This window comes from Ruminococcus sp. RTP21359st1_H3_RTP21359_211015 (assembly GCF_040909065.1).
GTDB lineage: Bacteria > Bacillota > Clostridia > Oscillospirales > Ruminococcaceae > Hominimerdicola > Hominimerdicola aceti.
The window spans coordinates 1-14960 of sequence record NZ_JBDGDD010000045.1 but is presented as its reverse complement, the minus strand read 5'-3'; the positions used below and the strand labels follow the sequence as shown (position 1 = coordinate 14960).

Sequence of the window (14960 nt, the reverse complement as noted above, 5' to 3'; positions counted from 1 at the left end):
TATGGCACAGTTATTATGCCCGCTACAGATGTCGAAATCGACAAACCCCATAAAAATGGACTTGAGGTGTCGTACATTAATGGTGAAATAGGGTACAGCATTTTTGCTAATGGTAAGCAATACTCTAATAGTTTTTATGAATCAAAAATTGAAATAAGAGAAATGATGATGGAAGAATCAAGAATACTCTATGTCGCAATGACAAGAGCTATTGACAATTTCATTTGGTTCAATAATATCGATGCCAAAGGAAACAATTGGGGCAAAATGCTTGAGGAAATGAGCGGAGAGGTGTAAGAATATGGGCTTGAAAATATATACATACTCTAATCCTTATGAGATCAGACGTGAATCATACTGGAATGAGATAAAGGATTGCGCTCATTTTTGTGTTTCACAGACAATGGTAAATGGTTTTGAAGATATTTATCCGTCACTTAAGGAAGGCGGTTATCTAACAACTATCCGTATATTGATCAACACGCTTTACTCCGACTGGGAAGATGAAAACATACGAGTGAAACAGATAATGGAAGTTGATAATGCCATTAATGCCCTCCCTCTTGACGAAGATGTGACCGGTAATTCCAGGCGATCTCTTGAATACAATACCAAATTGCTAGTTAAATGCATACGTCTTTTCAAAGAATTGGGACTTGATGCAAATAGCTTTGATACATCACGTCTGAACGCAGATCAAAAATATCTTATAGAAATATATAAGTATATTTCTAGCAGAGAAAAAACTTCCTTTGAATTTAAAAGACCTTTCTTATCAGAAATCATAGATGAAAAGATACTGGAAGCACTCAAAACCAAACATAAGAATTTTCCGTATGATAAACTTGATAGACATACTGTTGTTATCCACGGCATACATCAGTTTACACCTGCAATGCTGTGTGCCATTGAGGATATTTCACACTTCAAAAATGTAGTATTGCTTTTTAATTATCAGAAACAGTATGAATCAATCTATCAGACATGGACTAACATCTATTCTCTATTTGAAGAAGGAATAAAATACAGTGATGAACCTGAGTTTAAACCAGTTTCTCTACTGATTGATAGCTATCCTTGTAACACACTTGCTGACAATATTGGAACACTTTCAAATGGTAAGCTTGAAGTTAGGCCAGGAATCCTTAATAATATTGAGGTTATCGAATTTGAGAATACTACGGAGTTTGCTGGTTACTGTGCTAAACTTTTTGAAAACGCACGTAAAGTAAATAAACATAATGGCTCTCATAATCCAGTTCTATATGATATGTCAGAACAATTGTATTCGGCTTCTGGCAAGGTAAATGACATACTTAGAGCATATTTCCCTGAACAATTTGGCGAACGCCATTTCCTTGATTATCCTATTGGTCACTTTTTCGTTGCAGTTGTAGAGATGTGGGACAATGAAAATGAGTGTGTCAAAGTTGAGGATATGTCTCTTATCAAGGATTGTTTTGAATCGGGAATAATCAAAGAAAATATTCCTGGGGAACTTCTCAATACATTCAATACTATAGAACCGTATATTGAAAAAGAAACAACACTTGTTGGCATTATAAGTTCTCTTAAAAGGCTTCGAAAGTATGTAAATCCGTCTGATAAGAAACTACAGCGTATAGGATATCTTAATACCAGCAAAGAGAAGCTTGACATACTTAGGATAGCACTTCAAGAACTAAATGAAATAGCTATTAGTTTCTTCTCTGATTTTAGTAGTGGTGGTGATAACTTCAACCGTTTCTACATACGTATTCATGATTTTATTGTTAAACGAACGCAAGATCTGGAGTCTCTTGATAAGGAGATGAAAGAGGTTATTGGCAAACTTCTTGATCGTATGAATAAAATAGATCTGCCTGATACAGGCACATTTACATGTCTGAAACAAACAATGTCGTTTTATCTTAGTCAAGATGATAATCTAATGCACGGGGCAAACTGGATTGTAAGAGATTTTGAGCAGATAGATGGTGATATTCTTAGAAGTAGCAAACAAAAAGCAGAGAAAACTTGTTATCATTTTTGTTGTCTTAGTGACAGCGATATATGTGCAGCTAAGGACGAACGGCTTCCTTGGCCTCTCGATATTAACTTTTTTGAATATTCTTATGAGCCATTAGAACAAAACTATCAAATATTCCTTAAGTCTAAAATGGAATTTAAGAATTTCAAACGTTATGCTTTGCTTTACGGATTGGAATTTAACCGCATCGGTTGTAAACTTAGTTATGTCAAGACTGTTGATTGTAAAAATAACGAATTATATCACCTAATAAAGATGCTAGGAATTAAAGTTAGAAAATATCATAGCGATACTTTTGATAGCTATATGCCGCATTTGAAGTATAGTGATCCGACAGGAGAGCATTATCCAAAGGATAATGAAGGCATTGATAAAATCAAATATAGTATGTGTCCATATAGATTTGCTCTTGAAAGTGTTGTGCAAGGTAAAACTATTTTCAGAGAAAGATTTCTTGTAATATTCTATATGAGAGTCTTATTGCAAAATGCTATTCTTACTAACTACGTTGGAAAGAGATTAAACGAAAAGGAGCTTAAGAACATCATTATTGAAGAATACCAAATTCTTGATGATAAGTTTAAGATTTCAAATGAATATGAAAAATCTCAAATAATCTCAGAATTGTATAAGTATCTTGTAGGATATCTAAGAAAGCATAACAGTTTTAACAAACCATCTGACATCCATAGATTCAGGGATGATTTTTTGGTAGTAAAATTAGACGATTTTATAAGGAATGCAATGGGTATTGATCTTGAGGATATTATAAATAACGACAAAGAAAGATACAAAGATAATCGAGGTGTACATTGCAAATATTGTTCGAGTAAGGACATTTGTTTGCGAATAGCACAAAATTAAGCTTTAGGTGGTGATGATATGCTGAAAATAGGAATGTATGTCAGATGTTCGATCGATGTTGAAAATCCTAATGAACCAAGAGATTTCATTTCGGGTAGAATAGTTGAGATCAACGATTTTTCCGAGGTAGCCAAAGTGGAATTTTTTGATCTTTTAAATCTTAGAAAATATTATAATGTTCCCCAAACGCTGGAATTTCCTTTATCAAAGCTTAATCATTGCATACTTAGAAATGGTTCTCTTGCTGAATACAACGGAAATATGTATCATATTATCCAGCACAATATTGATAAAAGTAATAACTTTATCTACTATTATCTGACTTCTGACACTAGCACAGTATTGAAGATTTGTGAAAAAGATATTAAAACCACATTTAATTCAAGTGATGTGTCACCACTGTCACAGTTAAAGCGCTTTGAGTTTCAAAATCCTATGTGGTATTTTGGCAGAAGTGCAGTCAATAACGCTATTCATACTATCGATAACGCTTTCTACGGATTTAAGGAACTTGCTGGTTGTAAGATATTTTTAAAGCCATACCAGCTTAAAACAGTTATGCGTTGCCTTTCCGAACCCAGTTGCAGATATATGATAGCTGATGAGGTGGGTCTTGGGAAGACGATAGAGGCCGCTTCTGTTTTAAAGGTGTATTTATCAGATAAGAAAAATAAAAAAGTACTTGTGTGTGTCCCTGACGCATTGGTTGAACAGTGGAAGACAGAGCTTGCTTTTAAGTTTAGTCTGTTCAATGGTGACAATCTAAGCGGAAACAATATAAAAATAACTCCGATGAGTCAGATAACGATGACAAATGACAAATATGATTTTATTATTATTGATGAAGTACACTCTGTTCTGGACAATGATTGCCGCTATGAAACGATACTAAAACTTAGTCGCACTGCTAATAATGTAATAATGCTCAGTGCTACACCTGTTCAAAGTCGTAGCGAAGAATATCACAAACTTCTTTCGCTGATCCAGCCTGAAAGATATTATGATATGGGAGAAGAAGAATTTACTGGCTTACTTGAATTACAAAATAAAATAGTCCGCAAAGTACATTCTGCGATAGAGTATCTTGAAGATTATAAGGAAGTTATAAGGGATTCTGATAATGAACATAATGAAGATACTCTCGAAGCATTTGACGAACTTGTTGATACACTTGAGGATATAGCTGACAAAACAAAAGATAAAATGATCGAAGAAGATATTGAAAAACTCAATTATGAAGCAGATAATTTTTCTTTGATAAATCTCGAAAGGATGGTTGCGTATATCTGTGAGGCATACCAAATTGAAAAATGTGTAATACGCAACAGAAAGAAACCAGAAGACACAAACAACAGAGTTCTTAAAGAGATATCCTATGAAATGGATTCTGACTTCAATAATACAGAATTTAGAGTTTATTCATTACTTTCTGAATGGATATCTAGTAATAACTTCAACAAAAAAGAGTTTGATACCATGATACTGCCTCTTATCAGTGCATTTTTCAGTTCATCAGAGGCATTTTCTGATGAGCTGAAAAGGATCCCTTCTGTTCCTGTTGAAATCAGAAGATTGACTGATAAATGGATATCAGAAGACATAAAAACAATTGAAAAAATAAGAAGTATTCTGGATGACCCTATGGATTTTATGTCAAGAATGGTTACCGTCTGTGATTATCTAGAACAGGAAGCTTACGATAAAAAGGTACTTGTATTCACACATTTTACCGGAACGCATAAGCTGTTTCGTAGATTGTTTACCAAAATATTCGGTGAAGAACATTGTGCTTTTTTCTGTGAAGGGATGTCACCTGATGAACTGGAACTTAATACTTACCGTTTTCAAAATGAACCTGGTTACCGTATAATGCTTTCTGATGAAAGCGGTGGCGAAGGCAGAAACTTCCAAAAAGCAGATGAGCTTATTTGTATAGACCTTCCATGGAGCGCTAATACACTTGAACAACGTATAGGACGTCTTGACAGAATAGGGAGAGACAAAACTAAGGATGTAGTTTCTGTAATAGTTTATGCGAATGACTCTGTAGAAAAGGATCTTGCTGATATATGGAACAAGGGTCTTAATATTTTCAATAAATCACAAAGTGGTCTTGAAATCATAATGAATGATATTGATGAACAGATAAGAAACGCAGTTATGAGTGATTTCAAATATGGTTTAGCTTCTATTGTTGATGACATGATCGATGAAATCAAAAAGATAGAAAAGCGTGTAAAAGAAGAACGGCATTTTGACATAGCAGCATACGCATATCAACACATAAATAGCGAAATTGAGAAAACTGTAAAGCGCTATAATGAAAATGAGAGAGAGCTGTTCCGCAATTCTATGATGTCATGGTCACATCTTGCTGGATTTCACGGAAATAAAGTTGTGGAGGATGTAGTGAGATTTAATGCATCATCTTTCTCACCTAAATCAGCATACAACACACTATTTGTTCCTCCTGACATGGATGCAATTATAAATGATAAACTAAATCAGATGCAAAACCACATAAGAGTGCTTAATGGTGATAAAGCTATACAGAATGATAATTACTCTATTCAGGGAACGTTTGAACGTAATTTGGCTTTAGAGAATGATTACCTTCATTTCTTTGCACCTGGTGATGGGATTTTTGACAGTATAGTGAACAATGCCGTATCTGCATATAAAGGAAGGTGTGCTGCTGTTGCTATTCGCAGCGAAATAAACTGGGAAGGTTTTGCTTTTAATTGGTATATTACTCCTGATGAACTGCTTTTACTACAGAATAGTATTTCATTGAAACAGATCAATCAGTACCGTGGTTTTCTTTCTTCGAAAATAATCAGCACATATATATCTATGGATGGAATGTGTGTAGAAACAGACCAAAGTGTTATAAGAGAATTTCAAAAATATTTCAGCATACCGGCATCACAACTGAAAAATTATGTTGCAAACTTTGGCAAACGCACGCCTTCAAATGATTTCCTTGATATAAGTAGAAAATTTGCAAGTTCAAATCTACTGTGGTTTAAAAGAACTCATTCTGTCGGAGAATGGGTAAGCAAAGTAACAGCTTGTCATGATGTTGCAAAAAAACAGGCTATTCAAGAGTTTCATAAACTCAGACGAATAGATCTTCTAAGTGATACGCTTAATAGAGAATACAGCTCAATATGTGCCTCAGCAGAATATTTCCATAGAGATATTGACCTTACGGAGAAAATGAGAGTAAATGAGCTAATACTTAAATCATTTACTAAACCGAGAATCGTGCTCGATTCAACATGTTACATAAGGATGATTAATCGATGACAGATCATGATATAATTCATAAGGTTCAGGATTTTTTTGATAATCCGAATATGAGAGTTAATAGCACAGACCTGCTAAATGGCGACAATGTCAATACTGCTGTGGCTGAGCGTATGATAAACGCTTATCAGCGCTTTATGTCTAACCAAACTTTTGAAAAGCAGATAGAGTTTGAATGTTCTTTAAGAAATTTTCTGCTTTTTCTCAAAACAAGCGTAACAATAAAAGACTATAATTTGTTGACACCAAATTGTTTTGGTTTGAAGGTAAATTACTCAAACGATAGCATCTATGCTAATTTTGAGCTTCCTAACTATGTTAATGAAACCTTTGTAAGAACTATTTTTGACAATCAGCAAGTACAAAAAGTTGCGGATGACACAGCAATCAAGGTGGTTAATCCATATATCTACAAACTTACTAAACAAAAATTTATGACTTTCAAATCAATAGAACAACAACTTGCTGTTATAGGAGCACTTCGTGTTCCTGCTGGCTATACTGCTATGGTCGCCATGTCCACTGGCGGAGGAAAAAGCCTTATTACGCAGACTGTTTCCTATCAGTATGACAACGGTCTGACAATTATCATTGTCCCTACGATTTCACTTATGCTTGACCAGCAAAGAAACGCTTCAAGTATAATTAAACCTGATAATAAAAAAGAGATAATGTACTATCACAGTGGATGTAATGTCGATGAATTGATCTCCGCACTTGATAAAAATCTTGTCAGAATGCTCTTTATTTCACCAGAAGCTTTGATTAAGAACATTAGGATACAGGACAGCATTCTCAAAGCAAATTCAAAAGGCTATTTAAAAAACCTTGTTATAGACGAAGCGCATATAATCATTGAATGGGGAGCTTCATTCCGCGTAGATTTTCAGTGTCTTGATTCTTTCAAAAGACTCCTGGTAAAAGATAACCCTTCTCTTAGAACTTACCTGCTTTCAGCTACTTTCAGTAAAAAAGTTGTTGACAATCTAAAAATGTTCTATGGAGATGATGACCGCTGGATAGAGATACGACTTGATGCACTGAGAAAAGAACCGCGTTTTGACATTATAAAGTGCAACTCATATACTGAAAAGCACGATAGGATCAAAGAGCTTGTTTGTAAGCTTCCACGTCCTATGATAATATATGTTAATTCTCCTGATGATGCTGAAAAAGTACAACATGAATTAGCCAAAGTTGGATTTGACAATACTAGGATTTTTACTGGAAAAACAAAATCAATTGATCGAGAACGTATTATAAACGAATGGATAAGTGATAAATTTGACCTGATGATAGCCACCTGCGCATTTGGTGTAGGTGTGGACAAAAAAGATGTAAGAACAGTTATTCATTCTTATATTCCCTCAAGCGCAGACCAGTATTATCAGGAATGCGGACGTGGTGGACGTGATGGCCTGCCATGTCTAAGCGTTATGCTCTATACCGATGATGATATAAAAGCAACTATGTCAATGACACAAAAAGTTCTTACCGTTGAGAAATTATGTGGACGTTGGTTTAGTATGCTTAACAACCGCAAAACTAATATTCGATTGGATTCTATTGTGATAGATACATCTGTTAAACCTAATTACAGTGATACAGATTCTTTCTATGTTGACGTAAATAATGCCGATATCACATGGAATGTTTATGTTATTCTATTGCTTAGAAGAGCTAGAATGATCGAAATAACAGACGTGAAATATAGCGACGACAGGTATATTTTTAATATAAGGCTAATTGACAAACGAATTAGGTTTGATTGTGAGCAAACCATTGAGATCTTTAATAGTATACGTGATGATGAAAGTAAAAGTATCTATATGGAAATAAAAGAATTGACATCTAAATTACGAAGAGTAGGAAAAAGCTGCTGGTCATCAATGTTCAATGACATCTATCTTCTTACCGAGGAATACTGTGCTGGATGCAATAATCATAACGATATAAGATCAGAACGAGGAAATCATTTTCCATTAAAAAAGCCCATTTTCTATCCTGTATCAATTCCAGAAGGAAAACTATGTGATGTTATGACTGGCACTAAAGAAATGCTTATAATTTGTGAAGAAGATTCTTATGAAATAATACAAAATTTACTGATCGGTGCTGATATCATAATCATACCTGATGAGTCTGAATTAGCATTTAGGTTATTAAACAGTAAAATTATAAAACCCACACAATACTGCATGGGGTACAGTGAATTCTTTGACCTTAGTCGAATGAACAGTTACTACTATCTTTCAGGAAACATCGTTTTTTATATAGGCGATGATCAAGAACTTGCTGAGAGAGTACTGAATATATCTCATGACAAGGAATACAACCGTGTATACGTAGTAAACTCCGATTTTTATATTGCTAAACGGAACAAGAACATATCCGAACTGGTAAACGGAGCTTGTAAGTATGATTATATTATTAAGAAGGAGCTGATATAATGTTTTTTAGTCCTATAAAGAAAGAAACTATTCCAGAACGTGTTCTTTCGATAAGTCAAATTGTTGCTGATAAAGGACCAATAGATGAAAAAGATCTCAATAATATTCTTATACCACCAGAATTGAACATTGCTAAAAACAGCTATTTCGGATCTGTGTTAGACACAGCCAAGGAGCTGAAACTTATAGATTATAATGGCGAAAATAAAATCATTTTCACTGGCAATAAAGATAATATAAAATCATTAACTTCATTTCGTCTATTCTGTAATTCAATGGTTTTTAACGATAGCTCTTCTGATTTTTATAAAGTAATCTCTTGCTTTTTGGAGGCAGATGACAAATGGTTAAGTTATGGTTCAGTTACTACTTCTACTGAAGTTATAAGACTTATAAATGCTGAAACAGGAATACCTTCTCTTAAACTTGAGAAAGATGTAATCCTTGGTGTGAGATTTTGGATCAACTTTCTTGGCTTTGGATTTTTTCAGGAACAAGCTAAAATCTTTCTTCCAAATATGTACACAGCATTGAAAGATTTTATGCTCCTCGGTAATATCGAAAAAGACAAGGAATATTCTGTTGAGGATTTCCTCAACAATCTTCACCACAGTTCGTCTGTTGCATTAAAAGGTGCCAGAATAAAACAAACGTTGAATCTTGCCATGTCAAATGCTCTTAGACTAATGCATGATAATAAAGAAATTGAACTTGAAAGACATCTTGATAGTGAAAAAACATGGCATCTGTTCCCAAATGACGAACATGAGTTCACTTCTGAAGTTACACATATCATTATTAAGAAGGTGGTGAAGTAATGAATACGGCTATTGCCAAAAAGAGAATCAATCAGGTGTTAAGAATAGATTCTATTGATAGTACAGACAGTGATTTTCTTGCAACCCATGTGCCTTTTCGCAAAATAGTAGTTGGTACAAAATCGGGAAATCAGTTTGAGGAAACTTATAGATCTGAAGAATATATATATAGGGACATCTTTAATAATGAACTAACGAAAAATGAACATCAATTTGTTATAGTTGAAGGCTCAAGTGGTGCTGGTAAATCACATTTTATACGTTGGTTATATGCTATGCTTTCTGCCAAAGAAGAAAAAGATGATGCAGTTCTTTTGATACGAAGAAGTGATAACACACTTAAAGGAACTATCAGACAGCTTCTTGATATTAAGGAAGTTAAAGAAATATCAAACAAAGAAGCCTACGAACGTCTTGTAAAAGCAAATAAAGCTATTACTGAAAATAAGTTTAAGTCAACCATCTATCATCAGTTCATAGTAGAAATTGAGAATGATACCAGCGAGATGTTGAGCAGCATGAAAAGAAAAAAACTTGTTGCTTTACTTAATAACTCTTTATTTCAAGAAAGGCTAATGGCTGCAGGAGGTCCAATAGACAGGATCTACAACAAGATAACAAGTTCATCATCTAGTATTGATCTTGATTTGATCGCTCAGTTTACCAAAGAGGACTTAACACTTGATATTGATTTTACCAACCAATTAGATGATGCTGACAAAAAAGCGCGGGACTTTGCCGACAACCTTTTAGAAGGCGGCGATGATGATTTTATAGTGAAAATAACAGCATATATGAATTCTTTCGTTGAAACTGTAATTCAGACAAGTGCCGGCATTGAACCAGGCGATTTTCAGCAGATATTCAAAGAAATTAGACAGGAATTAAAGAGAAAGGGAAAAAATTTAATACTGCTAATAGAAGATATTACTTCATTTACAGGTGTTAATCAGGCTCTACTTAACGCTCTTGTAACTGGTCATACAGGTTCAAATGAAGTAGACAACTTATGTAGACTGATTTCTGTTGTAGGTACCACAACCCAGTACTATAATCAATTCAGAGATAACTACCGTGACCGTATCACAAAGCAAATAACAATACATGACGGCGTTATCGGTGAAAACAAAAACGACCTTGTTCAATTTGTCGCCAAGTATCTTAATGCTATATCTCTCGATAGCGAAGTTCTTGATGAATGGGTGAAAAATGGTGCTTATTCAGAAGAAATGCCGGTTTATGAAGACGATGATCTTGACCATTGGGATAAATTTAAACTGGCATCGGGAAGGCAAATATCTCTTTTCCCTTTCACTAAAAATGCGATTATAAATCTATACGATGCTATGTCAAATCATAAAACGCCGAGATATATTCTGAGAGATATTATAGAGCCTGCTGTAAACGAGGTATTATATAGTATATCGACATTTCCTAAATTTTGCTTAGGTTGGCGTTCTTCACTTCCTGAATCGATTGAAAACAGAATAGGAAATATAGTTCAATCTATAAAAATACCTCAGGAACAGAAATCTGATTACAGAAAACGCTTGGTTACTTTTATGAGTTTTTGGACAGATAAAACACTTGATGTTACGAGTAATGGTCGCATTGCTGGAATAAATACAAAGATATTTTTCGAACTTGATTTTAGTGATTTTGTTGGCAAGCTCACAAGCACGACAAATATCAAGAATATACCAGACCACGTAGATACTTCAGTTAATGCTAACGACTCTCTAACTAAAACAAATGACACGGATGGTATAAATGATGAAGCTGCCGTTGAATCGGAAGATCAGGCTCAATCTTCAAATCCCACATTGAAAGAGATCCTTAAAATTGATCCGAAAAATCAGAAAAATTATAATTCATTCAAAGAATCTGTGTTTGCTTGGCATTATGATGGTGCCAACCTTATGGGCTTTGTTAATGTTCGTGAGCAAATTAGTAATTTTGTTTATGATGCGATCAATTGGCAGCAAGAAGGAGTTCCGCTTGATTCAAAAAACAGATTTAAAGATTCTGTAGGCAACAGACTAATTGGGTTTGAAAGGCAAGATCAAGGTATTAGTAGATGTATTGTGATACTTCGTGATACAGACGAGACGTATCAACTTCTTCTCTGCTTTGGTAAGTGGCTCTATCTAGGAAATAAATCTTGGAATTTTCCCGATTCAGCTTCAGCAATCTACCTTGCTACCTCATGGTTGCAACGAAACAAAGATCAGTTTGTAAATGTTATAAAGGATGTAAATAAAGGTTCTGCCATTCCTGCATATATCAAGGCAGCTATGATTGAAAAAGTGTACAAGTTAATAATCAACGGAAAAATAAGTGATGCAAAACTTAATCATCTAGGAGATGAAACATTTCTTCGTGCGGATAGTTTAAAAAATAAATCGGCTGAATTTTCAATAGGGCACTCTCGTGCGTGGTACGACTTGCATCAATTTATATATAATGACCCTAAAACGCCCGACGCATATACAGCTTCTGTCAGATACTTTAACCTTATTCAGGGTATGTCGATCAACACAGATAGCTATGTGCTAAATTATTCGCTTTATCAAGCTGCATTGAAAGAAATTCGCAAATCAAAATATATTCTAGATGAAAATGATGTTAATATCAAGGATAAGAAAGAAATTTTTGAGCTGGCACAAAAAGTAATTACTAAAGTAAAAAAAGTAGTAGAAGAAGAAACCAATCTTGCACATGAAACTGCAGCAAATATACTTGGCTTTTTTGAAAACATTGACATGGAGGATGAGATGGACGCAAGTGATATTCGTGATCTCATCAATGATATTCAAAGCTTTTACCAACAATGTTTTATTGCGGGGGTCAATATTAGCAGTAATAATGTCGATTTAGAAGAGCTAAAAAAATCGGCTCCAAAAATCGTACAGGCCATGAGAATACTTCAAAAGGATTATTCTGAAGATGAAGATATTTCTGTGTTATATTCCTTCTCATCAAACCCAATAGGCGTTGTTTTACCTTTTCTTAAAATACTGCAAAAAGTAAACAATGATATTGATACCGCTTATGGTCAGATGCATAGTGAAAAGGAGAATTTGACACGTAAAGGCAACTGGAACGATAATGTTGATCCTCGTTTTGAACAACAGCAAAAAGATTTTGAAATTTTATTAAAGGCATTAGAGGGGGTGGAGTAGTGCTACATGAAAAAATTCAGTCAACCATCGCTCTAATTGAAGATGTTGTTGATAATAGGCAGAAAGAGAATGATAACGCCAATGCTGCCAAAAGAAATTCTACTTTTTTCGACAGCTTAACAAAACTCACCCCGTCTCTTACATCCTATGTTCTTGCTAGGAAAAAATTTAATTTCTCCTTGCAATCAAATACTGCTACTGATTTGCAGTATCTCATGAATTATTCAAAACAAACATTTGACAATTTAAAGGCTGTAAGTCCTGGAAATTTTAAACAGAAATCAGAAACATTTATAGCTTCAATTTCAAAGGAATGGGAAACTTTCTATAAAGCAAATATCAGTGAGTTAATAAATAATCTTAACATCATTGTCCTTGTTCACCCAGAACCTAATGTCGTAAGAAGTTGTATTGCTGCTATTAATAAATGTGAAAAGTGGCCATTGACACAGGAATGTATTAATTCATACGATGTAGCACGACAAAAAGCGGATATGCTTCTGGAAGAGATGAAGTTTGATAATGAAATAATGAATTTTCTCATTAAAGTTCGTGATAAGAGGGCTACTCTTACCGACATTACACCTTCAATTTTGGAGTGGATCCGTGCTGAGAATATTGCAGATAAAGTAAGTTTGAGCATTAAAAACACTCTATCATAAAGGACACTAAACGTCCGAAATGCATAGTCGCCTTGTACCTATATATGTAAATTATAAAATATACTGTAAATTTACCATGAAAAAATAAGTTTAAAAACCACAATGATAAGGGTTCAACCGTTACCATTGTGGTTTTTTTCGTAAGTATTTCAGATTTTCTGTCTATATATAAATGGGAAACCGCTGCACCTTTTTTGTCATTTTTAGGATACTTCTCCCCCTTACCCCCATAATTCTTATTTCTAATTTTAGGGAGTTTTGATAGCTGGTATTATATAAATACTGCTTACTAAATAATAGTTGTAAGTTTAATATTTTTATATATTTGTCTGTGACATAAAATTCAAATAGCAAGATAACATGAAATTAATTTGACAAATATTTGTTGAAAATTAATTGTTAGGAGGTATTATCTTGAATATTTATTTCATAGATACACTGGAACTCACTTACAGTTCCGACTTCGATGACATAATTAAACTAACTAAAAATTTTAAAATGGTAGACCCTAAAAAAGGGGCAGGTAATAAAGAATTTATTTCCACTGAATTAAGTGGCATGGGCATTATAATAAAAACAAGAAGAAGCAGTAAGGCTGAATTGTATAAAAACAGCAATAAGTACAAATTAGTACTTAGGATAAATCCTAATAAATTTTATAAGCCTTATATGAAGACTGAGCATATAAGCAATATTATAGAATTTTGCGATATGGTCGAGCGGTTGGATATGCAGATACAGTATTGTTTTAGCGGCTTGACGATAGATGACTTTGAGATCACGAGGGTCGATCTAACGGAGGATATTCACGGTATCCCTGAGGACAAAATTACTCAGTACATACGCATTATGCGTCAGCTTTATTTGACGCTTGGTTTTCATCACAACAAGAAGCTTGAGGAGAATACTGAGGATTTTGATCCTGACAGTTCATTCAATGCTGTCAATGACTCTAAAAAGGTAGAATTTGTTGTATATAATAAGGGTCACGAAGTTCGCAGTAAGAAGAACAGCAGTGATGAACAGAAAGAACATTACAAAGACACGATGCGTGTTGAAGTGAGGTGCAGGAAAAAGTTTGCGGACAAGCTTTCCGAGAAAGCATACACGGCTCAAAAGCTGGTGGAAATTTACCGCATGAGAATGGAGGTCATAAGAGATGTTTTCGATGACGTTTTTGTGCTTAACAAAGACAGTTGTTTTATATCGCCCTACTGGCAGAAAAAACAGATCAAAAAGTACGTTTCAGGCAAGACAAAGCTTGGCGAAAAGATGAATAATTTTTCAAAGCAACTTGCGCACGCTTCACTACCTACTATGGAGAGCGTGATAGAGAACAGCGAAAAATGTCAGCGGTCAGTTTCAAAGCTGCTAAGCAAATTTGAGGATATGGGCATTTCATCGGTTACGACAAGCGACAAGGAAACTCCGTTTTTACAGTCGCTGAACACGCTTTTTGGGTTTTCTCCGCCGAGTGAGGAGGAAAAGGCGTTGTATGAATATATACGCAGGAAGTCTAGGGGGAAGGAGGTGTTTTGGTATGGGGGTGATTTTTAGGGATCATAACAACGCCCCTGTACTGAAAAACACAGTACAGGGGCGGTTCTTTTTTCACCTCTTCCTCAAAAACTCAATAACACTAAACT

General features: G+C 34.6%; 8 protein-coding genes. All 8 read left to right on the top strand.

Annotated features, from left to right (window positions below):
• Window positions 1-297: hypothetical protein (locus AB5Z01_RS12745; RefSeq protein ID WP_368365584.1), on the top strand; the 297-nt coding region annotated here is incomplete at its 5' end.
• A 4-nt stretch (window positions 298-301) separates the two neighbouring features.
• Window positions 302-2893, top strand: a complete 2592-nt coding sequence (locus tag AB5Z01_RS12740) for a hypothetical protein (protein WP_118054409.1) — start codon at window positions 302-304, stop codon at window positions 2891-2893.
• An 18-nt stretch (window positions 2894-2911) separates the two neighbouring features.
• Window positions 2912-6202, top strand: a complete 3291-nt coding sequence (locus AB5Z01_RS12735; RefSeq protein WP_289148163.1) for an SNF2-related protein — start codon at window positions 2912-2914, stop codon at window positions 6200-6202.
• Window positions 6199-8652: a DEAD/DEAH box helicase gene (locus tag AB5Z01_RS12730; RefSeq protein ID WP_117903505.1), complete on the top strand. Its 2454-nt coding sequence runs from the start codon at window positions 6199-6201 to the stop codon at window positions 8650-8652. Before AB5Z01_RS12735 ends, AB5Z01_RS12730 begins: the two co-directional genes overlap by 4 nt.
• Window positions 8652-9470: a hypothetical protein gene (locus AB5Z01_RS12725; protein ID WP_117903503.1), complete on the top strand. Its 819-nt coding sequence runs from the start codon at window positions 8652-8654 to the stop codon at window positions 9468-9470. The genes AB5Z01_RS12730 and AB5Z01_RS12725 overlap by 1 nt, the downstream gene beginning before the upstream one ends.
• Window positions 9470-12652, top strand: coding sequence for a hypothetical protein (locus AB5Z01_RS12720; protein ID WP_186489883.1), 3183 nt, complete (start codon window positions 9470-9472; stop codon window positions 12650-12652). Before AB5Z01_RS12725 ends, AB5Z01_RS12720 begins: the two co-directional genes overlap by 1 nt.
• Window positions 12652-13314: a hypothetical protein gene (locus tag AB5Z01_RS12715; protein WP_117903500.1), complete on the top strand. Its 663-nt coding sequence runs from the start codon at window positions 12652-12654 to the stop codon at window positions 13312-13314. Before AB5Z01_RS12720 ends, AB5Z01_RS12715 begins: the two co-directional genes overlap by 1 nt.
• 414 nt (window positions 13315-13728) lie before the next feature.
• The gene (locus AB5Z01_RS12710) at window positions 13729-14871 is read left to right on the top strand and encodes a phage/plasmid replication protein (protein ID WP_368365583.1); all 1143 of its coding nucleotides are present in this window, start codon (window positions 13729-13731) and stop codon (window positions 14869-14871) included.
• Window positions 14872-14960 lie beyond the last annotated feature (89 nt).